Below are 25827 nucleotides of genomic sequence, written 5' to 3'. Positions count from 1 at the left end.
GAAATATGGTTAACCCCCCGGCAATACCTGATCTGGCGGCGCAGATTGCCGCGCAGGCGGCAGCATTGGGGTTTGCGACCTGCGGGTTTGCCAGCGCGGGCGAAGACCCGCTGCGCTCTGCGCGGCTGGAGACGTGGCTGGGCGAAGGCCGCCATGGCAGCATGGAATGGATGGCAGCGCGGCTTGACCATCGCCGCTCCCCCCAAGGGCTGTGGCTCGCCGCGCGCAGTGTGATTGCCCTGGGCATGAGCTATGCCCCCGCGCATGATCCGCTGGCGCTGGAGGGGTCGTCCCACCATGCGCGGATTTCGGTCTATGCGCAGGGCAAGGACTATCACGATGTGGTCAAGAAGCGGCTAAAGGCGCTCGCGCGGTGGCTGGTGGCAGCCGAACCGGGGTCTGAGGTGAAAGTTTTCGTCGATACCGCCCCGGTGATGGAAAAACCGCTGGGTGAGGCGGCAGGAATCGGCTGGCAGGGCAAGCACACCAATCTGGTCAGCCCCGAACATGGTAGCTGGCTGTTTCTCGGCGCGATCTACACGACGCTGGAATTGCCCCTTGCGCAGCCACACCGCGACCAATGCGGATCGTGCCGCGCCTGTCTGGATGCCTGCCCCACCAATGCCTTTCCCGCGCCCTACAGACTCGATGCGCGGCGCTGCATTTCCTACCTCACCATCGAACACAAGGGCCCGGTGGCCGAGGGGCTGCGCGCAGGTTTGGGCAACCGCATCTATGGCTGCGATGATTGCCTCGCCGTCTGCCCGTGGAACAAGTTTGCCCATCAGGCACAAGGATTGCGCGAATTCCTCCCCCGCGCCGAACTGGTTGCGCCGCGTCTGGGTGAATTGCTGGCGCTGGACGATGCGGGGTTTCGCGCGCTGTTTTCCGGCTCCCCGATCAAGCGCATCGGGCGGGATCGGTTTGTGCGCAATTGCCTCTATGCGGCGGGGAATAGCGGCAATGATGCACTGATCCCGCAGGTGCAGGCGCTAACCGAAGACCCTGACCCGGTGGTGGCCGAGGCCGCCGGATGGGCTTTGCGCCAGCTTATACCAAAGTTCGATGAGCCTGACTCATCGAACTTTGGTATAAGCCCGTGCGGCGCTTGAGCATCTCCAGCGCGTGATGCGTCAGCATCTTAGCGCGCTGGTATTAGAGCAAATCCTTGAGCGGCATTTCAGGGTCGGCGAGCAGCGCCGGATCGACCTTGCCGACCCCGCTTTCGAGCAGTTTGCGGCCCTGCACGTAATCCTTCATCGTGTTCACACAATCGAACGCAATCGGCTTGCCATCGCGCAGATACACCACCGTGAACTTGCGGGTTTCAGGATCGCCGCGCAGCACGGTCTGATCGAAGCCAAGGCTTAATCCGGCGGTCTGCAATTTCAGATCATACTGGTTCGACCAGAACCACGGCAGCGCGTGATAGGGTTCTTTTTCGCCCATGATCGCGCGTGCCACGGTGTTTGCCATGTCATGCGCGTTCTGCACTGATTCCAATCGGATCACCGCGCCATCGGCAAAGGGATTGGCATGGGCGGCGCAGTCTCCGATGGCGTAAATGTCATCCAGAGTGGTGCGGCAGCAGAAATCGACATCGACCCCGTTAGACCCGGCAGCGCCCGCAGCAATCAGCGGCGCGACGGCGGGCACAATGCCGATGCCGGCCACCACCATGTCGCAGGCGATTTCTTCGCCGCTGTCCAGCATCACCCCGGTTACTCGGCCTGCATCCTCACCCAGAACCGCACGCACGCCTTCGCCCAAGCGCACGTCAACGCCCTGACGGCGATGTTCTGCGGCGTAGAAGTCAGACATCTCCGCGCCTGCCACCCGCGCCAGCAGGCGGGGGAGCATTTCCACCAGCGTGACCTCGCAGCCCAGCTTGCGCAGCACAGCGGCCGCTTCCAGCCCGATGTAACCGCCGCCGATCACGACGGCCCGCTTTGCCCCGCCCGCCAGCGCGGCCATCATCGCATCGGCATCACCCTTGTCGCGCACATAGAACACGCCGGGTAGCACTGCACCCGGCACCGGCAGGCGGCGCGGATCGCCCCCGCCCGACCAGATCAGTTTGCGATAGGTGACGCTGCCGCCGTCCGACAGGGTAAGGCGGCGCGCGCGCGCATCAATACCCGTCACCGCCGCGCCCAGCCTGAGCGCAATTTCCTTGTCCGCCCAGAACTTTTCGGGGCGGATCATGATCCGTTCAAACCCCTTGTCCCCGGCAAGGTATTCCTTTGATAGCGGCGGGCGTTCGTAAGGCGGCGCGTGATCGCGCCCGATCATCAGGATCGACCCGTCAAAGCCGTGGTGGCGCAAGGCAATCGCCGCCTGCGCGCCGCCATGGCCCGTGCCGACGATCACGACGTCAGCGTGGTCGATAGTAGATGCTGTCATAGCGTGCCTATGCCCTTCCGGCTGTCTGCGGCCTTTGACTTGCCGCAAATTGCCGAAGGGTCAAGCTGCCAGAAACGGGATAGAGGCGAGACGTGCCGCCTATCTCTCCAGCAGATTGCGCGCCTGACTGGCGATCTGCGCCAGCATTGCTGCGCCCACCGGCGGGCGGGCCTGCGCGCGGGCGATCATGTTGCGGAACTGCGCGACCGATGCGGCATTATACGTCGCCCATTCGGTAACCGCGCCGAGCGGGTCATCCTTGCCGCCCTTGCGCCGCATCAGCCGCCGCAGGAATTCGATCCGCATTTGCTGGAAATCGCGCGCCAGGCCCGATACCAGCAACCGTTCCCACACGTCAGACGGTGACATATGCGCTGCCACCCCCTGCGCCCAGTCCAGCCCCAGCCGCGTGCCGATTCCGGCAAAGGCATGGGTCAGTAGCTTTGCATCGATTTCGCTATCCAGCGCCAACCGCGCAAGGCCCACCGCGCCATCGAAGTCAAACAGGTTGGCAACCCGCGCCGCCAGCGAATCGGGCGCACCGGCGGCGACAAACCCCTGCCGCAGTTCCAGCGAACGCGCGCGTGGTTCGGCGCTGAGCAATTCCTCACGCGCCGCAGTCAGCAATGTGACGCCCTGCGACAATTCGCCAATCATCGCGCCAGCGGAAGCCTTGCCCGCCGCCGTTCGCAACACATCGGACATCAGATTGCCGACCGCCGCTGCCAGCCGATCAAACAGCGCAAGGCGCGCAGCTTCGGGGATCGCCGCCTCGTCCAGTTCGCGCCATAGCGGTTCCAGCGCGAACAGCCGTTCCGCCACCACAAAAGCGCCCGCAACTTCGGCGAGGCCAACGCCTTCTTCTTCGGCGAGCTCAAACGGGTGCACCATGCCCAGCCGGTTGACCATGCGATTGGCAAGGCTGGTCGCGATCATCTCGCGCCGCAGCCGGTGGCCGCGGATTTCGGCGGCATAGGTCTTGCGCATGGCCGAAGGAAAGCGTGCGATCAGCAGCGGTTCCAGCACCGGATCATCGGCCAGTGCGCTCGCTTCGATCGCGGCCTGCAAGGCCAGTTTGGCCGAAGATAGCAACACCGCCAGTTCAGGCCGCGTCAACCCACGCCCGTCAGCGGCGCGGCGCGACAAGGCTTCGCCATCGGCCAACCCTTCGGTGCGGCGGTCGAAATCGCTGACTTCGCCCAGCCGCTCAATCAGGCGGATATAGGCGGGGATGGCCTCCGGCCCGCGGCTTTCCGCGACCGACAGCGCCAGCGCCTGCAGGCGGTTGTCTTCAAGCACAATGGCGGCAACTTCATCGGTCATCGCGGCGAGCAGCGTGTTGCGCTTTTTCGCGGTCAGCTTGCCCGACGCGGTCGCTGCGGCGAGCGCGATCTTGATGTTGACCTCGTTATCCGAACAATCGACCCCGGCGGAATTGTCGATGAAATCGGTGTTGATCCGCCCACCTGCCAGCGAAAAGGCGATGCGTCCGGCCTGCGTGATACCAAGATTGGCGCCTTCGCCGATCACCCGCGCGCGCACCTCGGTGGCGTCGACGCGCAAGCCATCATTGGCCGGATCGCCAACCTGAATGTGGCTTTCCTGCGGAGCTTTGACATAGGTGCCGATCCCGCCGAACCACATCAGATCAACGGGGCTGCGCAGAATCGCGGTAATCAGCGCTTCGGGTTCGATCTCTTTGGCCTGGATGCCAAGCAATTCGCGCGCCTGTTTGGGCAGTTTGATCTGCTTGGCAGCGCGCGAAAACACTCCGCCGCCCTTGGAAATCAGGCTGGCGTTGTAATCCTCCCAGCTTGACCGGGGGAGTTCAAACAGGCGTTTGCGCTCTTTCCAGCTGGCCAGCGGATCGGGCGCAGGGTCGATAAAGATGTGGCGGTGATCAAACGCGGCGACCAGTTTTATCGCCTTGGATAGCAGCATCCCGTTGCCGAACACATCGCCCGACATATCGCCGCAACCCGCCACGGTGATGGAATCCGACTGCACGTCGATCCCCATTTCGCGGAAGTGGCGCTGCACCGAAACCCACGCGCCGCGCGCGGTGATGCCCATTGCCTTGTGGTCATATCCGTTGGAACCACCGCTGGCGAAGGCATCGTCGAGCCAGAAATTGCGGGCCTGCGCGATCCCGTTGGCGATGTCGGAGAAAGTCGCAGTGCCCTTGTCCGCGGCGACCACGAAATAGGGGTCTTCGCCGTCAAGCACCTGCACCGCCTGCGGATGCACAACCTTGCCGCCGACGATATTGTCGGTGATCGACAACAGCGTGCGGATGAAAATTTCGTAAGATGCGCGGCCCTCTGCGGCCCAGGCTTCGCGATCAAGCGCGGGCGAGGGGAGTTGCTTGGGATAGAACCCGCCCTTGGCCCCGGTCGGCACGATCACCGCGTTCTTGACCCGCTGCGCCTTCATCAATCCGAGCACTTCGGTGCGGAAATCGTCGCGCCGGTCAGACCAGCGCAGGCCCCCACGCGCCACCGCACCAGACCGCAGGTGAATGCCTTCGACCCGGCGCGAATAGACGAAAACCTCCCGCCACGGCAGCGGCTTGGGCAGGCCGGGGACAAGCGCGCTGTCGATCTTGAACGCCAACGCCTCACCCGCCACCGGGGCAAAGGCATTGGTGCGCAGCACCGCATCAATCACCGCACGGTAGAGCCTGAGCAGCCGGTCATCGTTGATCGCGCTGACTTTCGCCAGCCCGCGCGTGAATGCAGTTTGCGCAGCGGCAATCGCTTCGCCGCGCCCACCGGCAAAGGCCGGATCGTGGCGCGCAGTGAACAGCGCCGCCATCGCGCGCGTCACCTGCGGCGCACCGACCAGCGCATCGACCACGGTGTAAATCGTGTAGCTCACCCCGGTCTGGCGCAGATAGCGATAAACCGCACGCATCCAGTTTGCCGCCTGCGGGGCCAGCCCGGTCGCCGCTACCAGCCGGTTGAACGGATCATCTTCGGCCAGGCCGTTCAGCACATCGGCCAGTGCATCTTCGATCAATCCAGAGCGTTCGAGCAACGCACCTGCCTCAAGCCCGGCGGGCACGGTCAGGATGAAATCATGGATCGATCCCAACGCCGGGTCGGTCAGGAAGGTCGGCACTTCGGCGGCGACCCGGAAGCCGAAATTCTCCAGCGCGGGAACCGCATCGGACAATTCCAGCGCGCCTTTGAGAACATAGACCTTGAGCCGCAGCGTGTCCGGCCCATCCTCGCCCAGGCGGTAGAGCCGCACCGCGCGGTCGGCGGGATTGGCTTCCGTTTCGGCCAAGGCCAGCGTGCGCAGCTTGGCAATGTCGCGCGCAGCCTCTGCAGCACCGTAGGACAGACGGTATCCCGTGGGGAACGCAGGGGCATAGCGACCAGCCAGCGCAGCGGCGCGGCCTTCCTCTCCGTGGGTGGCCAGATGCGTCGCCACCGCCTCGTTCCAGCCGCGCAGCAGATCCACCAGCAACGCCTCAACCGCGACGTCATCGGGCAGATCATCGCATCCGCGCACATCGATCAGAAACCGCAGCAGCGCCAGCGAGCCGCTTTCAACCTCAAGGCTCCAGTCGAGCAGCGCCGCGCCGGGGGTCGCCAGCAACATCGCCTGAATCTGCAAACGCACATCGGTGGAAAGCTGATCGCGCGGCAACCACACAAACGCAAACACGTGGCGTTCAAGGCTTGATCGCACCATCACCAGTCGCGGGCGTGGGCGGTCAAGCAGCGCCATCTTGGCCGTGACCAGATTGACCACCTTGGCCGGATCGAACGCGGTCAGCAGATCATTGGGAAGCGAGGTGAAGGCGTGCACCAACGCTTTACCATTATGCCCCGCCGGATCATAGCCGAGCGTCGCAGTCAACCGGCCCAGCACATCGCGCAGCACCGGAACTTCGCCCGGTCGCGCAGCCAGCGCCGCGCTCGTCCACAGGCCCGCATGGATGGATAGCGCGGTGACTTTGCCCTGCTCGCGCTGCGGCACAATGAACAGATCCAGCGGGCTGGCGCGGTGCACGCGTGATTGCACGTTGGACTTGATCGCCAGCAGCGCCCGCGGCTTGCCCGCTGCATCGGGATGGTCAAACCATTCGAAGGCACGCTCAAGCGACACTTCGGCCAGCAATTCCCGCGCCGAACCGGTGCAGATGCCAAGCACGGCGGTTTCACTGCCATCGCGGTGGCGTGTAAGGTGGCCGAGCTGCGTCAGCATCCCGCCATTGAGCCAGTCGAGCAGCGCGCCCGCTTCGGCATCAACAGTGTCAACCTGTTCGCGATCCGCCGCCATCGCGGCCTGCATCACGGGCCAATCATTGACCGCCGCGTGCACATCACCAAGCGTGGCCTGCAAGGCTTCGAGCAGCTCGCGCCGCTGGCGGGCATCGACGCGCGGGGTTTCGCAATAAATCAGCGATTCGCGCTTGCCGGACACGGGTTTTTCGCCGGGCTTGCCCAACGCGGTGATCGCACCTGCCGCATCGCGTTCCACCACGATGACCGGGTGCAGCAACAGATCGATACCAAGGCTTTGCGCGGCGATCGTCGCCGCTACTGAATCGACCAGAAACGGCATGTCTTCATTGATAATCGCGATCCGCAGATGGCGCCGTTCGCCGCTGGTGGATTCGATCTGCACCAGCGGCTGCCCCGGCGCGCGATTGCGCGCGGCGGCCAGCAGATACCCTGCCGCCGCCTCAAGCGCGGGCTTGTCTACGGGCCTGTCGCCAGGCAGCTGTGAGGCTCCCAAATGAAGGCTAAGGGCATTGATCAGCGCGCGCTCGTTAGATTTGGGCGTCGCTTCGGTGGTGGTTTTCAGCCCCATCATTGGCTCCCGGCGTCCTGCGATCCAGCATCAATTTCCTGTAATTATATTGTGCCGGATTGTTTTAATCGTGTTGCTGGCGATACGCGCTTACCCCCATCCGGCGCAAGCGCGTTGATTGCGTGTTTTACACCGCCGCCATGGTTTTGCAGGCGTCCAGCGTCAATTCGAGCGAGCGGATGCGCGCGTCCGGATCATAGGTCGCGCCGCACAGCATGATCTCGTCCGCGCCAGTGCGCTGGATGAAGGCGGCGATCCCGTCGCGCACCTGCGAGCGCGTGCCAACCGCCGCCGCCTGCCCGATATGCGCGAGCATCGCCTGTGCGGGAGCGGGCAGAGTGCTGGTGAAATCGGCCACCGGCGGGGGCAGCTTGCCGGGGTTGCCGCTGCGCAGCCGCACAAAGCTCTGCTGCTGGCTGGAGGCGAGCAGGCGCGCCTCGCCTTCGGTTTCAGCGGCGAACACATTCATCGCCACCATCACATGCGGGCGATCGAGCGCGGCAGATGGCTGGAAATCGCGGCGGTACAGCGCCAGCGCCCCATCCAGATGATCGGGCGCGAAATGCGCCGCGAACGCGTAAGGCAGGCCCAGTTTCGCGGCGAGTTGCGCGCCGAACAGGCTTGATCCCAGCATCCACAGCTCAACCTTGGCACCCAGCCCCGGCGTGGCGGTGATCGGCAAGTCGATATCACCGGTCAGCAGCGCGCGCAGTTCAACCACGTCCTGCGGAAAATATTCGGACGCCTGATGCAGGTTCTTGCGCAAAGCGCGCTGCAATTCCGGCCCGGCGCCCGGCGCGCGGCCCAGCCCCAGATCGATCCGCCCCGGAAACAGCGCGTCCAAGGTGCCGAATTGTTCGGCAATCTGGAACGGGGTGTGATTGGGCAGCATGATCCCGCCCGAACCGATGCGGATGCGGTTGGTGGCGTTGCCGATATGGGCGAGCACCACCGACGTCGCGCCGCCCGCGATCCCTTCCATCGCGTGATGTTCGGCCACCCAGAACCTGTCGCACCCCAACGCTTCGGCGGCGCGGGCGAGGTCGGTGGCGGCGGCGAAGGCTTGCGATACAGTGCCGCCTTCGCGCACCGGCACCAGATCGAGCACGGAGAACCGGGTCATGACTGCGGCCCCTGTTCCACTGTCATGGCAGGCCCCGCGTCTGCTTCAGGGGGAAGCTGCGCAAGATAGCCCTGCGCGGTGGCGGCAAACGGGCTTTGGGGCGCAAGATCGATCACCGATTGCCAGCTTTGCCGCGCCGCATCGTCCCGCCCGGAAAGCGCCGCGATTACCCCGGCCTCCAGCCCGATTTCGGGATTTTCGGGAGTGAGCAGTGCTGCCCGTTCAATCGCGGCTTGCGCTTCGTCCAGCCGATCAAGCCGCCGCAGCAAGGTGGCCTTGAGCAGCCAGCCCTCGCTGCGTTCGGGTGCCAGCGTGGTGGCGGCCTCCAGCGCGGTCAGTGCGTCATCGCTGCGCCCCAGCGTCACCAGCGCGCGGGCACTGTCAATCGCGGCCAATGCTGCAAGCACAGCTGCGCCCGCCGCCTGTGCGTCCGTCTGCGCCAACGTCAGCAGATCAAGCGCGCCTGCCGCATCCCCGCCCGCCAGCGCGGCATTGCCCGCCAGCGCCGCAAACCGCGCGCGGGTGCGGACTTCGTCCGGCGGCGTCTCTTCACGCGCGGCGATAAAGGCGGCGCGAGCATCATCCCACAATCCCAACTCGCTCGCGGCGATGCCAAGGCAGTGATTGGCCAGCACCCGATCAACCCCGGTGGTTTCGCTGCGGCGAATTTGCGCGATGCTGTGCGCGCGCGCCGGGTCAGCCGCGAGTTGATCGAGACAGGATGCGTGCCATGCGCTGCTGGCGTTCAATTCGCCCTTCACGGCAGAATCGCGCGGCGGGCGGTCGCGCACCAGATCATCGGTCGGCATTCCCCCGACCATCGGATTGGGGCCAACCTGAAGCAGCATGGCAAGAAACAGGGACGTTAGGGGCACTGGGGCGTTCTATCCGTAAAACTGGGCCACAATGGCCTTGATCAGGGCGATGTCGCATTCGCGCGACAGGCGGTGGTCACCGTCCTCTATCAGGGTGACCTGTACATCGTCCGAACGCAATGCCGCCTTCAAACGCATGGAAATCTCCCACGGCACATCGGCATCGGCCTTGCCGTGGATCAACCGCACCGGGCAGGCCAGGTCGATCGCGCGCTCCAACCGCAGATGGCATTCGGCATCAGCGAAAAAGCGCGCATGGGTGGGGGTAGGGTCGGGGCCATAGGGATTGGGTTCGTAAATCGTCTCGCCCGCCGCCAAGGCGCTACGCTGCGCCTCGGTATAGCCCCAGCGGGTAAAATCGGGCGCAGGCGCGATCCCGATCATCCCGGCCACGCGATCCTTCAGCCGCGCGGCCACCAACAGCATCAGCCACCCGCCCATCGACGATCCTGCCAGCACTACCGGCCCGGCGACATAGCTTGCGATCAGCGCCAGCACCTCGTCGCGCCAGCGCGACAATGTGCCATCAGCAAAATCGCCGCCCATGTCAGGCCCGGCGCTGTGCCCGCAGCCCGAATAATCCATCAGCAGGCAGCTTCGCCCCTGCGCCTCAGCCTCAGCAAACAGCGCGGTCGCCTTGCTGCCTGTCATGTCGGACATATAGCCGGGCAGGAACACCAGCGCCGGGCCGGTTCCCTGCGTCAGGCGAAAGGCAATCCGGCGGCCATCATATAGCGTGTGATGCATGATTGCGCTCATGCACGCTCCATGCCTTGCGCAGCGGGGGAAAGGCAACCATTGTCATCGCAATGACAAGAGAGAGGGTTACGCACACCGCCATGAACATCACCACACCTGCGGGCCAACCCGTCCCTTCCCAAACGGCGCTGACCCGCCGTAATCTGTTCACCCTCGCCGGGGCGTCTGCCGCCTTGGCCGCGACCCCGCTGGCGGCGCGCACATTTGGCAGCGGCTTCACCCATGCGGTGGCAAGCGGCGAACCATCGGCGAACAGCGTGCTGTTGTGGACGCGGTTTGTCGGCGAGGCGGAAACCACGCTGACCTGGCAGGTAAGCGCCACCGAAGATTTCACCCGCACCCTTGCCGAAGGCGAAGTCACCGCTTCGCCCAATCGCGACTGGTGCGCCAAGGGGATCGCCACCGGGCTTGAACCTGACCGCTGGTATTTCTACCGCTTCATCGCACCGGGCGGCGCGACCTCGCCGGTGGGCCGCACGCGCACGCTTCCCGAAGGGCCGACGGCAAAGTTCAAACTCGCGGTGTTTTCCTGCTCGAACTACGGATTTGGCTGGTTCAACGCCTATGGCCACGCGGATGAGGCCAATGATGCCGATCTTGCGGTGCATCTGGGCGATTATATCTACGAATATGGCGCGGGCACCTATCCTGATCCCAACCAGGCCGATCCATCGCGGGTGCTGGCCCCGGCAACCGAGATCATCAGCCTGACCGATTACCGCCTGCGCTATGCCACCTACCGCGCCGACCCTGATTGCCAGCGGCTGCATCAGGTGCTGCCGATGATCGCGGTGTGGGATGATCACGAAACCGCCAATGACAGTTGGAAAGACGGCGCGGAAAACCATCAGCCGGACACCGAGGGCGAATGGGCGGTTCGCAAGGCGGCGGCCAAGCAGGCCTACCGCGAATGGATGCCGGTGTCCGATGAACCCTATGCCGCCTATCAGGTGGGCGATCTTGCCACGCTGTTCCGCCTCGACACCCGGATCGAAGGGCGCGACGAACAGCTTGATCTGGGCAAAGTGCTCGAAGGGCAGAGCGATCCGCAAGCGATGGTGGCGGCGCTGGCCAAGTTCCGCGACGGCGAATGGGCCGATCCCGCGCGGCAATTGTTGGGCGCAGCGCAGGAAGGGTGGCTGGCGCAGGGCCTCGCCGCCTCCACTGCGGGCGGCACCGCGTGGCAGGTGCTGGTGCAACAAGTGCTAATCGGCAACCTCAAAAGCCCCGTCAGTCTGACCAGCCAGCTGGGCGATGATCTGCCCGCCTACATCCGCCAGCGCCTGACTGCCGCAACCATGGCAAGCAAGGTCGGCCTGCCGCTGAATATGGACGCATGGGACGGCTACCCCGCCGCGCGCGAGCGACTGTTCAAGGCCGCGCTGAATGCCAACGCCAACCTCATGGTACTCGCGGGTGACACCCACAATGGCTGGGCGTTTGAACTCGGCCACGAAGGCGCAAATGTCGGGGTGGAGCTGGGCGTATGTGCGGTCAGCTCGCCGGGGTTTGAAAGCTACCTTTCGTCCATCGCGCCCGAAACGCTGGCGGGCGCGCTGGTGGCGGAGAACGAACAGCTCAAATGGGCCGACACGTCGCAGCGCGGTTATATGGTGATCGACCTCACCCCCACCCGCGCCGTGACCGAATATCGCTTTACGGGCGGGGTGAAGCAGCGATCAACCCGGCTGGCGGGGACGAAACGGATCGTGACCGAGGCAGGTTCGGGGATGCTGGGGGTTTAGGGGCAGGGCCTAGTCACGGCTGAAGATCGCTTCGATCGTCAAGCCAAACACATCGGCGATTTTGAACGCGAGCGGAAGCGATGGGTCATAACGGCCCTTCTCGATCGCGTTCACACTCTGGCGGCTGACGCCCAGCCGCTCGGCGAGATCCTGCTGGCTCCAGTCGCGTTCAGCGCGGAGGACTTTGAGGCGGTTGTTCATTCCTGAAGTCCACGCATGCGGTACCAGTAATAGGCCAATATCCATGCCAGCATCGCAATTCCCGTCATGTTCTGTCCGGTCAGTTCGGGTATGGCATAGAATTTGGTTGCCAGAAGCCAAATCACGTTGACAATTGCCATGCAGCCGAGGCCAACCAGCGCCGCATTGGCCATCAACTGGAAGATATATTCTTCGCTGCACCGGCGATCGAATGCGGTTGCCTTGGCGACCAGGAAAACCAGCACAAGCGTGCCAATGCCAAGCAGGCCCGCCTGTTCCCACGACGTAAAGATATGGGAAACCGTCCCCTCCTTGGCCGCCTCGCCGATCATCAGCAGGCTGGCGCCCAATGGCAGGACAAGGAACATGTCTAGCCGTTGTGGTGACAGCTTCATGTTTTTGCCCCCCCGCCGCAGCAGTTACGTCCTTTGAGTGAGGCCACGGCGAGTATGGGAAGCGCAGTGACCAGCACCATGCCCGCCTTATGGGGAAATACGCCACCGCTCGCGGCAAGCGCGACCGCGATGATCAGCATCGCCCAAACAGCAGCTTTCCAGATATTCAACATATGACAAATTTCCTTTCTCTTATGGAAAGGGTGTTTGTCATTGATTCGCAATTTAGTCAAGTGTTCTTTCCATAAAGGGTGGGGTGCTTTCCATTTTTTCGTCTCGCCGCTTTGCTAATGACATCGCAACTCCTGCTCGCTATCTACCTCGCATGGCTCGCCTGCTGACCACGCTCACAACCACCACCACCCGGACTATCCGGGGGCGGGGGGCTGTGCGTTAAGCGCGAGGCCCGCCGCCCGGTTCGGGGCGGCGCGGTGTTCTGCCTCCAACCGTGATTTGTTCAACACCGCTCTTCCGGTGCGCGCCTGCTTGTCCTAAGGCGCGGCCAAACCAGACGGATTTGCGACAATGACCGAACTGCTCAAGATCAGCCTGCCCGATGGATCGGTGCGCGAAGTGGCCCCCGGATCGACCCCGGCGGACATTGCCGCCGCGATTGGCCCCGGCCTTGCCAAGGCGGCGATTGCCGCGCGCGTCAACGGGGAACTGCGCGACCTGACCCGCCCGTTCGAAGGCGATGCCGACCTCGCGCTGGTGACAGCCCGTGACGAGGCCGACGCGCTCGAACTCGCGCGCCACGATTATGCCCACGTGCTCGCCGAAGCGGTGCAGGCATTGTTCCCCGGCACGCAGATCACCTTCGGCCCGGCGACCGACGACGGCTTTTATTACGACGTGAAGGCGCCCGAGGGCCGCGAGCCGTTCAGCATGGACGATCTGCCCGCCATCGAGGATGCGATGCGCGCGATCATCCGCGCTGACAAGCCGCTGCGCCGCGAAGTGTGGAGCCGCGAACAGCTCATCGCCAAATGGGCAGCCGATGGCGAAAGCTTCAAGGCCGAATGGGCGCGCGAACTTCCCGAAAACGAAGAACTCACCGTCTATTGGAGCGGCAACGACTGGCTCGACATGTGCCGCGGCCCGCACCTGCCGTCGACCGGGAAACTCGATCCCGATGCCTTCAAGCTGATGCGTGTCGCGGGCGCATACTGGCGCGGCGATCAGAACAATGCGCAGTTGACGCGGATCTACGGCACCGGCTGGCTCAACAAGAAGCAGTTGAACGCCCACCTCACCCGACTGGAGGAGGCCGCCAAGCGCGATCACCGCAAGCTGGGGCGCGAGATGGACTTGTTCCACTTGGCTGAAGAGGCGCATGGCAGCGTGTTCTGGCACCCCAAGGGCTATCGCATCTGGCGCGAGCTGGAAGCCTATATGCGCCGCAAGATGGACGGCGCGGGCTACCGCGAGATCAAGACCCCGCAGGTGATGAACGCGCGCCAGTGGGAGCAATCGGGCCACTGGGGCAAATATCGCGAAAACATGTTCGTGATTCCCGACGAAGTGCCCAACACCGAGGATGAAGGCCCGGTGATTTCGGGCGAAGCGCAGTGGATGGCGCTGAAACCGATGAACTGCCCGGCGCATGTGCTGGTATTCAAGCAGGGCATCACCTCATACCGCGATTTGCCGATCCGGCTGGGCGAGATGGGCTGCTGCCACCGCAACGAACCCCACGGCGCGCTGCACGGGCTGATGCGGGTGCGCCAGTTCACGCAAGATGATGCGCATATTTTCTGCACCGAAGGCCAGGTGGTGGCCGAAGTGCAGGATTTCATCGCGCTCGCCGATAGCGTCTATGCCGATTTCGGCTTCACCTATGACATCAAGCTGGCGCTGCGCCCCGAACAGCGCTTCGGCAGCGATGCCGATTGGGACAAGGCCGAACAGGAACTGCGCGACGCATTGACGGCGAACGGCCTCGAATGGGAGGAGCTCCCCGGCGAAGGCGCGTTCTATGCGCCCAAGCTCGAATGGCACCTGACCGATGCAATCGGGCGCACCTGGCAGGTTGGCACGATCCAGTCCGACCGGGTGCTGCCCGAACGATTGGATGCGCATTACATCGGTGAGGATGGCGACAAGCACCGCCCGGTGATGCTCCACCGCGCGATCTTCGGTTCGTATGAGCGTTTCATCGGCATCTTGATCGAACATTTTGCCGGGCGGATGCCGGTTTGGCTCGCCCCGGTGCAGGCGGTGGTAGCGACCATCGTGTCTGAAGCCGATGACTACGCCCGCGACGTTTCAGCGCAGTTGCAGGCGGCAGGCCTGCGGGTCGAAACCGACCTGCGCAACGAAAAGATCAACTACAAGGTGCGCGAACACTCGCTGGCCAAGGTTCCGCACCTGTTGGTGGTGGGTAAACGTGAGGCCGACGAAGGCACCGTCGCCATCCGCACGCTGGGCGCAGAGCATCAGCGGGTGATGAGCCTTGCCGATGCCATCGCGCTGATCCGTGCCGAAGCGACCCCGCCCGATCTGCGCGGCTGAACCGATCAGACCGGCAGTGCCCAGGGTCAGACCCTAGCCCGCAAGGATCAGCGCTGCCGCACAGCCGAGCACGATCATGCTGCGCGCAAGATTGAACGGGTCACTCCGCCCAGTGGCAGCGATAAGCGGATGAGCAAGGGCAAGCGCGCGGTTCATTCCGGCGATCATCGCGCCGAACCGCTAACGAATCGTTAAACCGCCGTCGCTGCGGGGGCGGGCGCGGCGGGCATTTGCTGGCTGGCGCAGTGGAACCCGCCGCCACCTGCCAGCACTGCCTCTGCCGCCAGGCCGATCGTGGCGCGGTCGGGAAACAGCGCGGCAATCGCGGCGACGCCCTCGGCATCATGGGGCGAACCGAAGGTCGGCACCACCACCAGATGGGTGGTGATGGCGAAGTTCACATAGCTGGCGGGTTCGATCGCCCCATCGCGCTCGATGCGTCCGGATGAGGGGATGCGCGCCACCTCCACCCCGAAATCAGCGGCGCGCGCGGCGGCATCGGCATAGATGTCCGCGTTGGGATCATCCCGCCCGGTCGCCTCTGGCACCACCAGCCGGTTCGGCCCGACAAACCGCGCAAGGTTATCGACATGGCCATCGGTGTGATCGTTGATCAGCCCATCGCCCAGCCACAGCACGCGGGTGAAACCGAGTTGCGCGGCCAGCTGCGCCTCGATGTCGGCGCGGGTCATCGCCGGGTTGCGATTGGGATTAAGCAGGCATTGCTGCGTGGTGGCGACCAGCCCGGTGCCATCCCCGTCAATCGCCCCGCCTTCGAGGATCATCGGCGACGTGCTGATCGCCAAGCCCGCATCGCGCGCCAGCTGCGCGCCGATTTCCTGATCGCCCGGCATCAGATATTTGCCGCCCCAGCCGTTGAAGCCAAACCGCCGCGCGGTGCGGGTGGAACCGTCAAACACCCCCAGCGGGCCGGTGTCGCGCAGCCAGATATCGCCATAGGTGCGCCGCTCCAGTATCACCTTGGCGCTGACAAGCTGGCGCGCGCGGGCTTCATTGGCGTCATCACGCACCAGCAGCCGCACGTCCTGCCCGCTTTCGGCCACGGCATTGGCGAACGCGGCGATCTGCTCTTGCGCAGGCTCAAGCCAGCCGGGCCATTCCTCCGCCAGATGCGGAAAGCCGATCCACAGCCAGTCCTGCGGCGCCCATTCGGGCGGCATGATCATCGTCATGAACGGATCAGCAGCCCCCATCCGCCGCCGCGCAATCCTCGTCACGCACCGCCTTGAACTCGTCCCCCTCATTCCAGTTGGGCCAGCTCGTGCTCATCGCCATCATCCGGCCGATGCGGAAGAACAGCTGCAAATCGGCCATCACGCCCGACCAGTCCCAGCTTTCGTCGAATTCATCCTTCGGCCCGTGGTAGCGGTTTTCGGTATAGTCCTTCGCCACGGCAGTGCCCGCGTCGATCCCGCCGTCGATCAGATCGACGCCGCCATCAATATACAGCATCGGCACGCCAAGCTTGGCAAAGGCGAAGTGATCCGAGCGGTAATAATACCCGGCCTCCGGCTTGGGATCGGGCGTGATCCTGCGATCGCTGGCTTCGAGCGCGGTGTTGAGGAAGGCGTCAAGCTGCGACTTGCCGGGGCCAACCACCGTCACATCGCGCGCCGGGCCAGCCACCTGGAACGCATCCATGTTGATCCCGCCCACTGTCTTGTCGAGCGGAAACACCGGGTTGGCAGCATAGTAACTTGCACCAAGCAGGCCCGATTCCTCCGCTGTCACCGCGAGAAACACCAGGCTGCGCCGTGCAAGCCCAGCCTTGGCATGGGCTTCGGCCAGCGCCACCAGCGCAGCAGTGCCAGTGGCGTTATCGACCGCGCCGTTGCAGATATCATCGCCATCAGGCGCAGGCGTGCAGCGGCCAAGATGATCCCAATGCGCGGTGTGGAGCACATATTCATCGGGCGCTTCGGTGCCCGGAAGGATGCCGATCACGTTGTGCGATTTGAAACTGCGGAAGGTGCTGGCAAAGCTGGTTGCCGCAGTCAGGCCGAGCGGAACGGGTTTGAACCCCTTCGCCTGCGCCGCGGTGGTCAGCGCGTCGAGATCCTGTCCGGCGGCTTTCAAAACCTTGCGCGCGGCATCTTCGGTGATCCAGCCGTTCATCTGGGTCAGCGGCGGGGCGTTTTCGCCGCGCTGGGCATAGGCTTGTGGGCCGCTCCACGAACTTTCGACCACGTTCCAGCCATAGCTGGCCGGTTCGGTCTGATGCACGATCAGCGCACCGGCCGCGCCCTGCCTTGCGGCTTCTTCATACTTATACGTCCAGCGACCGTAATAGGTCATCGCGCGGCCATTGAACGGGCCGTCAAGGCCATCCGCCTGCCAGTCGGGATCATTGACAAGGATCACCACCGTCTTGCCCTTGACGTCGAGCCCTTCGTAATCGTTCCAGCCGCGTTCGGGCGCGTTGATGCCATAGCCGACAAACACCATTTCGCTGTTCGCCAGCGTGGTCTTGGCTTCTTCGCGGTAGGTCACGCCAACCCAGTCGTTGGCGAAATCGAGCGCGATGTTCGCACCCTTGCCCGCAATCGTCAGCGGGGCGTAATCCTTGCCGGTAATCTCGATCAGCGGGACTTCCTGCACCCACGAACCATTATTGCCCGGCTGCAACCCCGCCGCCTTGAAGCGTTCGGTGAGCAAGGCGATGGTCTTTTCCTCACCCACAGTGCCGGGCATCCGCCCTTCAAATTCGTCGCTCGACAGGATGCGGGTGACGTCTTTCATGGTGGCTTCGGAAATGTCGCCGTCAGCCACTTCGGGAATATCCATCCCGTCGATCCCGCCATTCGGCGCAAGCGCATCGCATCCCGCCAGCGCCAATGCCGCCGCCATTACCGCGCCAAGCGCCCCGATCCGTGGTTTCATCGCCATCGCATCCTTGTGTCTGATCCGTGTCATGGCAGTGCAATTGCAGAGCCAGCGCGGGCGCGCAAGCATCAGGTCTTGCAGCAAGCCTCCCGCAGCGCCAGACAGGCGGGCGATGACCGATGCTGCACACGCCGATTGGGACAGCGCGCTGACCCGCGCCCGCACCCACGCGCCCTTCCTCGCCCGCGCATTGGAACGCCAGCCCGATCTGGCCGCCTTGCTGAGCGCAGGCGAGGGTGACGCGGCGCTGGCATGGGCGCGGGCACAGGGCGAGCATCCTGATGCCGAAGTGGCGCTGCGGCGCGAGCGGTTGGCGCTGGCAGCAGCGCTGGCGGTGGGTGATCTGGCCGGAGCCTTCGCGCTGACGCAGGTGGTGGGCGAACTCACCGCCTTTGCCGACCGCGCATTGGACCGCGCAATCCGCACCGCGATTGCCGAACGCACTGATAGTGACGCAGCTGATGGCTTCATCGCGCTGGCGCTGGGCAAGCAGGGCGCGGGGGAGCTCAACTATTCGTCCGACATTGACCCGATCCTGCTGTTCGACCGTAATCGTCTGACGCGGCGGGCGAGCGATGATCCGGGGGAGGCGGCGCAGCGCTATGCCCGCCGGGTGGTGTCGCTGCTATCGGCCAGCACGGCGGATGGATATGTGTTGCGGGTCGATCTGCGCCTGCGTCCGGCGAGCGAGATCAGCCCGCTGGCTGTGCCGGTCGGTTCGGCAATGGCGCATTATCAGGGCGCGGCGCTGGCGTGGGAACGCGCCGCCTTTGTCCGCGCGCGCGCGGCCGCAGGGGATATTGCGGCGGGTGAGGATTTTCTCACCGCAATCCGGCCGTTCGTATGGCGCGCCCAGCTTGATTTTGGTGCGGTGGAGGAAATCCGCGCGCTCACCTTGCGTATTCGTGAAAGCTACGAAGGCCCGGCCGACCCCGGCCCCGGTTTCGATATCAAGCGCGGGCGCGGCGGTATTCGTGAAATCGAATTCTACGCCCAGACCCATCAGCTGATCCACGGCGGGCGCGATACATCGCTGCGGGTGCGCGGCACGCGCGCCGCGCTCGATGCGCTGGCGGCGGCGGGGTGGATCAGCGCCAGCAACGCCGCCACGCTCGGCGATGCCTATGACCGGCTGCGGATGATCGAACACCGTTTGCAGATGGTGCATGACCGCCAGACCCATGCGCTGCCCGAAGGCGCAGCGCTGGATAATGTCGCGCGGCTTGACGGGTTGGCCGATGGCGCGGCGCTGGTCGCGGAACTCACCGAAATCACAGCACGCAGCGCGCGCATTTACGAAGAGCTGATCGGCGCACCCGAAGCCGCGCCAGTGGCGGTGGCCATGCCGACCAGCGCGCTTACCCATCAGCTTGCCACATGGGGCTTTGCCGAACCGGATGTGGTGGCCGAACGGATCGAAAGCTGGCGCGATGGGCGGCACGCCGCGATCCGTTCGCCACAGGCGGTGGAAGCGTGGGACCGGCTCGCCCCGGCGCTGATCCAGGCGATTGCACACAGCGATGATCCGATGCGCGCGATCACCCGCTGGGAACGGATTATAGAAAGCGTGCCATCAGCGATCACCACTTTCCGCCTGCTCGACGCACGGCCTGATCTGCTGAACCGGCTGGTCGCCGCGCTGACGCTGGCCCCGGCGCTGTCGGATGAGTTAGCGCGCAAGCCCGAATTGCTCGACACGCTGATCGACAAGGATGCGCTCGATCTGCCCGGTGACATTGCCGCGATCATGGCGCGGATGCGCGGCGCGGCGATCCGCGATGATTACGAGGCGCTGCTCGACGCGATCCGGGTGGTGACGGGCGAGATTCGCTTCGCGCTCGGCATTCAGCTGATCGAGGGATTGGCCGATCCGCTCGACATCGCCCACGCGCTGTCACGCACCGCCGAGGCCGCGCTGAACCTCGCCGCCGATGCGGCCGCGCAGGAATTTGCGATCAACCACGGACGCATCGCGGGCAGCGAATTGCTGATTCTCGGGCTTGGGCGGCTGGGCGGCGGGGCGCTCACCCATGCGTCTGATCTTGATATCGTCTATCTGTTCACGGGCGATTTCGCCGCGCAATCGGACGGGCCGCGGCCTTTGGGTGCAACCCGCTATTACAATCGCCTCGCCAGCCGGGTCAGCGCCGCGCTGTCTGTGCCGACCGCGCAGGGAGCCTTATACGAAGTCGACACGCGGCTGCGCCCGCAAGGCAATCAGGGGCCATTGGCGGTCAGTTGCGAGGCGTTCGGCAAGTATCAGCGCGAGGCGGCGTGGACGTGGGAGCACATGGCGCTCACCCGCGCGCGGGTGCTGCATGGCTCACCCGATGCGCGCGCCGCGCTGGAAGCAGTTCTGGCCGAAGTGCTGCACGCCCCGCGCGACAAGTCCGCATTGCGCGATGCGGTGCTTGAGATGCGCGCCGAAATGGCGAAGCACAAACAGCCGGGCGGGCCGCTGGATGCCAAGCTGGCGCGCGGCGGCCTCGTCGACATCGAGTTTGTGATTCACTACCTGCAATTGAAAGGTGAGGCGGCGGATGGCGCGCCGCTGGCCGAAGTCGCGCCGCAAGCGTTCGATCCCGATCTGGCAACCGCGCTGGCGGGACTGATCAGCGCCGGGCTGCTGTCTGACACGCTGATCGAACCGCTGGCGCTGATGCGGCGAATGCTGGTCGCCGGACGCCTGCTGGCACCGGGCGGGCGGGAGCCGCCGCCATCGGGCGCGCGCGTTTTGGCGCGGGCGTGCGGGTTCGAAAGCTATGATGCGCTGGTGCAGGCGTTTGCTACGGCGCGGCACATCGTCGCGGGGGTGTGGAAACAAATTCTGGGCACAGACATTATCGATCCCGACCAACAGGAGCACACAAGATGAGTAATTTCGCAGGCATTGGTGACGCCATCCCCGATATCGCCATGGAAACCCCCGATGGCGACCATGTGAAGCCGTCGGACTTTGCCGGATCAAAGCTGGTGATCTTCTTCTATCCCAAGGACGACACCCCCGGCTGCACCACTGAAAACAAGGATTTCTCCGCCTTGCAGGGCGAATTCGAAGCGGCGGGCACCAAGCTGCTCGGCGTCAGCAAAGACCCGGCCAAAAAGCACCAGAAATTCATCGCCAAACACGGCCTCACCGCCCCGCTCGCCAGCGATGCCGAGGAAGGCGGGCTGTCCGACGCGCTGGGCGTGTGGGCGGAAAAGCAGATGTACGGCAAAACCTATATGGGCATGGTGCGCGCGACCTATCTGGTGGATGCCGACGGCAAAATCGCCCGCATCTGGCCCAAGGTGAAGGTCGCCGGCCATGCCGAGGAAGTGCTGGCGGCGGCCAAGGCGCTCTGACTCTGCCGGTGGAAAGCGTTGCCCATGCCATCCGCGCCGCGCTGCTGACGCCAGATCCGCGCGCCAAATGCTTTGCTGCGCGCCGCGTAGCACGCGATTGGCGCAAGGGCGCGCTGGCTTGGCGGCATGACGTCCCCATGCCCGATCAGCCTGCATGGCCGGATACGCCCGAATTGCTCGCGCCAAGCCAAATGCCCAAGCGCGGCAAGTTCGGTTCCGAGCGAGCGCGCATCGCGCTGTGGCACAGCCTTGCGCATATCGAATTCGTGGCGATTGATCTGGCGCTCGACATGGCCGGGCGCTTTGGGGAGGCAATGGGCGCAGAATTCGTCAGCGATTTTCTCGATGTCGCCGCCGATGAAGCGATGCATTTCGCGCTGCTGGCGCGCAAGCTGGAACAGCTCGGCAGCCATTACGGCGCGCTTCCGGCGCACGCAGGGCTGTGGGAGGCCGCCCATGCCACCCGCCACGATGTCACTGCGCGCCTGGCAGTGGTGCCAATGGTGCTCGAAGCGCGCGGGCTGGATGTGACCCCTGCGATGCTCGAACGGGTGCAGGCGGCGGGCGATACGGGCGGGGCAAAAATCCTTGCGCGCATCCTTGACGACGAAATCCGCCACGTCGGATTCGGCACCAAACACTTTTTGCGATGTGCCGAAATGGCGCAAGCCCGCCCCGAATCCCTGTGGCAGACGCTCGTAAAACAGCACTTTGGCGGGGCCATTAAGCCGCCATTCAACGACTCAGCGCGTCTTGCAGCCGGTTTGTCGCGTGAATTTTACACAGTGATTGCACATTAACGATACCCCCGCATAACCACCCTCCAACAACAGGCGCGCAACAGACGTGCCGGAATTTTCCAACGGCAACAGCCGCAATCGGGAACCGGGTCAGTTATGAAATTTGCCGTGCGCCACCTTATCAAGTTTGCAGCTACGGCCTGCGCTGCGTTTATGGTTTCCGCCGCGTCGCCTGCTTTTGCCAACACTGCCAATGCCAATTCCAGCGCCGATATTATCGAACCCGTGCGCGAAGCGCGGAATGATGATGCCGCCAACAATGATCAGCGCTTCAAATCGCTGTTCGCAGGTTGGACCGCGTTGGAACGCACCACCCCGACGCTGGGCATGGGTGCGGACATAACCGCTTTTTCCTCGCCAATTCCGCAGCGCGCAATTTCGGTGCCGTCGCGGATGCCGCTTGAAGGTGCGCAGCTGACCAGCAATTACGGAATGCGCACCCATCCGGTGCTGGGTGGCCGCCGCAACCACACCGGCATCGATCTGGCCGCGCCAACCGGCACCCCGATCTACGCCACGGCTGATGGCGTGATTGGGCGGGCCGACTGGTATTCGAGCTACGGCCTCTACATCAGCATCAATCACGGCGCGTCGATGGAAACCCGCTATGCGCACCTGTCGCGTCTGGCCGTGGCAGCGGGCGACAATGTCAAGAAGGGCGACCTGATCGGCTATGTCGGATCGACCGGCCGTTCGACCGGGCCGCACCTGCATTACGAAGTCCGTGTTGATGGGCTTGCAGTCAATCCGATTCCGTATATGGTAGAAAGCGAAGCACAGCTCGCCTATGTGCGTGACCAGAAATTGACCGGTCAGGGCGGCGAGTAAGACTACGAAATTGCCCACGATAAGTGGGCCGGACATTGGAGAGGGTGTCCGATCATGGCGGCGGGTTTACCCGCCGCCTTTTTTGTGTGGCGCTGCGGACTGCCCGCTGATGCCCCCTTCCGAAAATGAGTAGCATTTCTCATACTGTTTTTGCTTGCGGGGTCGCCTCGCACAGTTCAATTTCCTCCCCAAGCCAGACAGCGCGCTGCGCTGCGGCAAGGGAGAGAGAACCATGAGTATGCACCCCATCGCGCACGCCGCGACCCGTCCCGATCATCCCGCTGTCATCATGACCGGGTCGGGCAAGCAGATCACCTTTGGCGAATTGGAGGCGGAATCGAACCGCTTTGCGCATCTGCTGCGCGCCCACGGGATCGGTGCCGGCGATGCCTTTGCGGTGCTGCTGGAAAACCGCATCGAATATTTCACGCTGATCTGGGGATCGCAGCGCGCAGGCACGATGATGGTGCCAATCTCCTCGCGCCTGACCGCGCCGGAAGCCGCCTATATCATCCGCGATTCCCAAGCAAAGCTGCTGATCACCTCGGGCTATTTCGCAGACGTGCTGGAGGATATCCGCGCTGAATGTCCGGGCCTGACCGTGCTGGTGATGGACGCTTTAGGGGATGGGGGCGGCGCAGAAGATTTCGCCGCCGCACTCGCCTCACAATCGCCCGCGCCGATTCCCGATCAAAGCGCCGGGATGGTGATGCTTTATTCGAGCGGCACCACCGGTCAGCCCAAGGGCATTCGCCCCGCTCCGCCCGAAGATCCCGATCCGCAAGCCACGGTTCCGCTGGTCGGGTTGGCGGTGATGGGGGCGGGCATGCCCACCGATGGATCGATGGTCTATCTCTCCCCCGCCCCGCTCTATCACGCCGCGCCGATCGGCTGGTGTTCGGTCGTCCACCGCTTGGGCGGCACGGTGGTGATGATGGAGAAGTTCGAGCCCGAAGCCGCGTTGCAGGCAATCGAACGTTACAAGGTGACAGACAGCCAGTGGGTGCCGACGCACTTTGTGCGCTTCCTGAAACTCGATCCGGCAGTGCGCACGCGTTATGATCTGTCGAGCCACCAACGCGCGCTCCACGCCGCTGCGCCGTGCCCGGTGCCGATCAAGCGTGACATGATCGCATGGTGGGGCCCAATCGTGAAAGAGTATTACGCGGGCAGCGAAGGCATCGGCATGACCATGATCGGCAGCGCCGACTGGCTCACCCATCCCGGCAGCGTCGGCAGGGCGATCTATGGCAAACTGCACATCTGCGGCCCTGACGGCGAGGAACTTGGCCCGGACGAGGACGGCCTGATCTATTTCGAAAACGCCTTGCTGCCGACCTATCACAACGACCCGGCCAAAACCGCCGAGGCGATGCATCCCAACGGCTGGATGACGCTGGGTGATATCGGGCATCTCGATAAGGACGGCTTCCTGTTCCTCACCGACCGCAAGAGCCACATGATCATTTCCGGGGGCGTGAACATCTACCCGCAGGAAATCGAGAATCTGCTCGTCACCCACGACAAGGTGATGGACGCCGCAGTAATCGGTGCGCCCTGCCCCGATCTGGGCGAGAAGGTGGTGGCGGTGGTTCAACCGCGCGACATGGCTGAGGCTGGCGACGCGCTGGAAGCAGAACTGCGCTCGTTCCTCGGCGGCAGCCTGTCGAAGATCAAAATGCCCAAGCTGTTCGATTTCCGCCCCGATCTGCCGCGCGAAGCCAATGGCAAGCTCTACAAGCGCGAATTGCGCGATGAATTTGCGGCGAAAGCGAAAGCTGGCGCGGCGTGAGCGCGGAAGCGATCCTCCCCGGCGATCTGGCGCGGCGGGTGATCGATCCGCACGCCTATGCCGAATGGGGCGGGTTGCTCGACACCTTCGATCATATCCGCGAAACCACGCCGGTGGTGCGCGTGCAGCCCGATACGCCGGGGTTGTTCGATCCGTTCTGGCTCATCACCCGCTATGACGATGTGATGCGCATATCGAAGGACAACGCCGCCTTCCTCAACAACCCGCGCCCGGTGGTGTTCAGCTTCAATCAGGCGATCGAATTCAGCCGCGCGGCGACCGGTTCCAATATGCTGGTCGATTCGCTGGTGGTGTTCGATGCGCCGATCCACCCGAAATACCGCAAGCTGACGCAGGAATGGTTCATGCCGAGGAACCTTTCGCAGCTGGAAGGCGAGCTGCGCGCGCTGGCAGCGCGGACAGTCGACCGGATGATCGAACAAGGCCCGGAAGTGGACTTCGTCAAGGAAGTCTCCGGCCCCTATCCTTTACGCGTGGTGATGCAGATCCTTGGTGTGCCGCCAGAGGATGAACCGCGAATGCAGATGCTGACCCAGCAATTGTTCGGCGGGCAGGACAAGGACCTGTCGGGCACCGGGATGGATCAGATGACGCCGGAGCAAGTGGTGCAGATCGTCGCAGGCGCAGTGAAGACCTTCGAGGATTACTTCGCCGGGATCGCCGAAGACCGCCGCAAGCACCCGACCGATGATGTCGCCAGCGTGATCGCCAATGCGCTGGTCGATGGCCAGCCGCTGCCCCCGCGCGACATGGCGGGGTATTACATCATCGTCGCCACCGCCGGGCATGACACCACCAGCGCCAGCACGGCAGGCGCAATGCAGGCGCTGGCGAACGACCCGGCGCAATGGGCGCGGGTCAAGGCTGATCGTTCGCTGCTTCCCGGCATTGTCGAAGAAGCGATCCGCTGGACCTCGCCCGTGCAGCACTTCATGCGCACTGCGGCTGAGGATGTGGAGCTGGGCGGGCAGCAGGTGAAGGCGGGCGACTGGTTGATGATCAATTACGTCGCCGCCAATCACGATCCCGCGCAATTCCCCGATCCGCGCCGGTTTGATGCGGCGCGCAGCCCCAACCGGCACCTCGCGTTCGGCGCGGGCGCGCACCAATGCCTTGGCCTGCATCTGGCGCGGCTGGAGATGAAGATCCTGTTCGAAGCCCTGCTCGACCGGGTCGCGAGCGTCGAACCGGCGGGCGAGGCCAAGCGCGCCAGCAGCACCTTTGTCGGCGGGCTGAAGACCCTGCCGCTGCGGGTGACGGCTGCCTGATAACGCGGCGAATAATCGGACAGGCGCTGTCCG

Annotated in this window: 20 protein-coding genes; 9 read left to right on the top strand and 11 right to left on the bottom strand. The window is 64.2% G+C overall.

Features of this window, described 5'->3' with window-relative positions; translation table 11 throughout:
- Positions 1–5: 5 nt before the first annotated feature.
- Complete coding sequence (gene queG, locus ACSSV3_RS01685) at positions 6–1112, top strand: tRNA epoxyqueuosine(34) reductase QueG (protein ID WP_354325926.1); 1107 nt, start codon at positions 6–8, stop codon at positions 1110–1112.
- 43 nt (positions 1113–1155) lie between these two features.
- On the opposite strand, the gene ACSSV3_RS01680 is transcribed toward queG, so the two are convergent.
- From ACSSV3_RS01680 to ACSSV3_RS01660, 5 genes are all read right to left on the bottom strand, one after another.
- On the bottom strand, positions 1156–2403 hold the full coding sequence (locus ACSSV3_RS01680; RefSeq protein WP_354325927.1) for an NAD(P)/FAD-dependent oxidoreductase: 1248 nt from the start codon (positions 2401–2403) through the stop codon (positions 1156–1158).
- A 99-nt stretch (positions 2404–2502) separates the two neighbouring features.
- On the bottom strand, positions 2503–7227 hold the full coding sequence (locus tag ACSSV3_RS01675) for an NAD-glutamate dehydrogenase (RefSeq protein ID WP_354326099.1): 4725 nt from the start codon (positions 7225–7227) through the stop codon (positions 2503–2505).
- Between the two features lie 127 nt (positions 7228–7354).
- Positions 7355–8350: an LLM class flavin-dependent oxidoreductase gene (locus ACSSV3_RS01670; protein ID WP_354325929.1), complete on the bottom strand. Its 996-nt coding sequence runs from the start codon at positions 8348–8350 to the stop codon at positions 7355–7357.
- Positions 8347–9225, bottom strand: a complete 879-nt coding sequence (locus tag ACSSV3_RS01665) for a tetratricopeptide repeat protein (protein ID WP_354325931.1) — start codon at positions 9223–9225, stop codon at positions 8347–8349. The genes ACSSV3_RS01670 and ACSSV3_RS01665 overlap by 4 nt, the downstream gene beginning before the upstream one ends.
- Before the next feature lie 9 nt (positions 9226–9234).
- On the bottom strand, positions 9235–9984 hold the full coding sequence (locus ACSSV3_RS01660) for an alpha/beta fold hydrolase (protein ID WP_354325932.1): 750 nt from the start codon (positions 9982–9984) through the stop codon (positions 9235–9237).
- A 50-nt stretch (positions 9985–10034) separates the two neighbouring features.
- Here ACSSV3_RS01660 and ACSSV3_RS01655 point away from each other — a divergent pair, with 50 nt between their 5' ends.
- Positions 10035–11729 carry an alkaline phosphatase D family protein gene (locus tag ACSSV3_RS01655; RefSeq protein ID WP_354325934.1) on the top strand — a complete coding sequence of 565 codons (1695 nt, stop codon included), beginning with the start codon at positions 10035–10037 and terminating at the stop codon, positions 11727–11729.
- A gap of 9 nt (positions 11730–11738) precedes the next feature.
- Here the strand turns inward: ACSSV3_RS01655 and ACSSV3_RS01650 are convergent, their stop codons facing one another.
- From ACSSV3_RS01650 to ACSSV3_RS01640, 3 genes are read right to left on the bottom strand one after another with little or no spacing between them, the layout of a single operon-like run.
- Entirely contained in the window at positions 11739–11930 is a 192-nt protein-coding gene (locus ACSSV3_RS01650; protein WP_354325935.1) for a helix-turn-helix transcriptional regulator, read from the bottom strand.
- Entirely contained in the window at positions 11927–12325 is a 399-nt protein-coding gene (locus ACSSV3_RS01645; protein WP_354325937.1) for a hypothetical protein, read from the bottom strand. The genes ACSSV3_RS01650 and ACSSV3_RS01645 overlap by 4 nt, the downstream gene beginning before the upstream one ends.
- Entirely contained in the window at positions 12322–12498 is a 177-nt protein-coding gene (locus tag ACSSV3_RS01640; RefSeq protein ID WP_354325939.1) for a hypothetical protein, read from the bottom strand. The genes ACSSV3_RS01645 and ACSSV3_RS01640 overlap by 4 nt, the downstream gene beginning before the upstream one ends.
- A gap of 352 nt (positions 12499–12850) precedes the next feature.
- Between ACSSV3_RS01640 and thrS the strand changes: the two genes are divergently transcribed.
- Positions 12851–14836: a threonine--tRNA ligase gene (thrS, locus tag ACSSV3_RS01635; protein ID WP_354325941.1), complete on the top strand. Its 1986-nt coding sequence runs from the start codon at positions 12851–12853 to the stop codon at positions 14834–14836.
- A gap of 33 nt (positions 14837–14869) precedes the next feature.
- Here thrS and ACSSV3_RS01630 read toward each other — a convergent pair whose 3' ends face one another.
- Genes ACSSV3_RS01630 through ACSSV3_RS01620 form a run of 3 tightly spaced genes read right to left on the bottom strand, consistent with a single transcriptional unit; the run spans position 14870 to position 17737 of the window.
- Complete coding sequence (locus ACSSV3_RS01630; RefSeq protein ID WP_354325942.1) at positions 14870–14992, bottom strand: hypothetical protein; 123 nt, start codon at positions 14990–14992, stop codon at positions 14870–14872.
- 35 nt (positions 14993–15027) lie between these two features.
- Positions 15028–16029 (bottom strand): agmatine deiminase family protein, encoded by a 1002-nt coding sequence (locus ACSSV3_RS01625; protein WP_354325943.1) that lies wholly within the window; start codon positions 16027–16029, stop codon positions 15028–15030.
- A 7-nt stretch (positions 16030–16036) separates the two neighbouring features.
- Positions 16037–17737 (bottom strand): M28 family metallopeptidase, encoded by a 1701-nt coding sequence (locus ACSSV3_RS01620; protein ID WP_354326100.1) that lies wholly within the window; start codon positions 17735–17737, stop codon positions 16037–16039.
- 115 nt (positions 17738–17852) lie between these two features.
- On the opposite strand from ACSSV3_RS01620, the gene glnE reads away from it, so the two are divergent.
- The 6 genes from glnE (at position 17853) to ACSSV3_RS01590 (ending at position 25794) form a co-directional block, all read left to right on the top strand.
- Positions 17853–20615, top strand: coding sequence for a bifunctional [glutamate--ammonia ligase]-adenylyl-L-tyrosine phosphorylase/[glutamate--ammonia-ligase] adenylyltransferase (glnE, locus tag ACSSV3_RS01615; RefSeq protein ID WP_354325945.1), 2763 nt, complete (start codon positions 17853–17855; stop codon positions 20613–20615).
- Positions 20612–21085: a peroxiredoxin gene (locus ACSSV3_RS01610; RefSeq protein WP_354325946.1), complete on the top strand. Its 474-nt coding sequence runs from the start codon at positions 20612–20614 to the stop codon at positions 21083–21085. The genes glnE and ACSSV3_RS01610 overlap by 4 nt, the downstream gene beginning before the upstream one ends.
- Before the next feature lie 8 nt (positions 21086–21093).
- On the top strand, positions 21094–21885 hold the full coding sequence (locus ACSSV3_RS01605) for a ferritin-like domain-containing protein (protein WP_354325947.1): 792 nt from the start codon (positions 21094–21096) through the stop codon (positions 21883–21885).
- 96 nt (positions 21886–21981) lie between these two features.
- Positions 21982–22713, top strand: a complete 732-nt coding sequence (locus ACSSV3_RS01600; protein ID WP_354325949.1) for a M23 family metallopeptidase — start codon at positions 21982–21984, stop codon at positions 22711–22713.
- 238 nt (positions 22714–22951) lie between these two features.
- Positions 22952–24505: an acyl-CoA synthetase gene (locus ACSSV3_RS01595; protein WP_354326102.1), complete on the top strand. Its 1554-nt coding sequence runs from the start codon at positions 22952–22954 to the stop codon at positions 24503–24505.
- Positions 24502–25794 carry a cytochrome P450 gene (locus tag ACSSV3_RS01590; protein ID WP_354325951.1) on the top strand — a complete coding sequence of 431 codons (1293 nt, stop codon included), beginning with the start codon at positions 24502–24504 and terminating at the stop codon, positions 25792–25794. Before ACSSV3_RS01595 ends, ACSSV3_RS01590 begins: the two co-directional genes overlap by 4 nt.
- Positions 25795–25827 lie beyond the last annotated feature (33 nt).

The organism is Porphyrobacter sp. MBR-49 (genome assembly GCF_053628655.1).
This window is presented reverse-complemented; position numbering and strand designations above follow the sequence as displayed.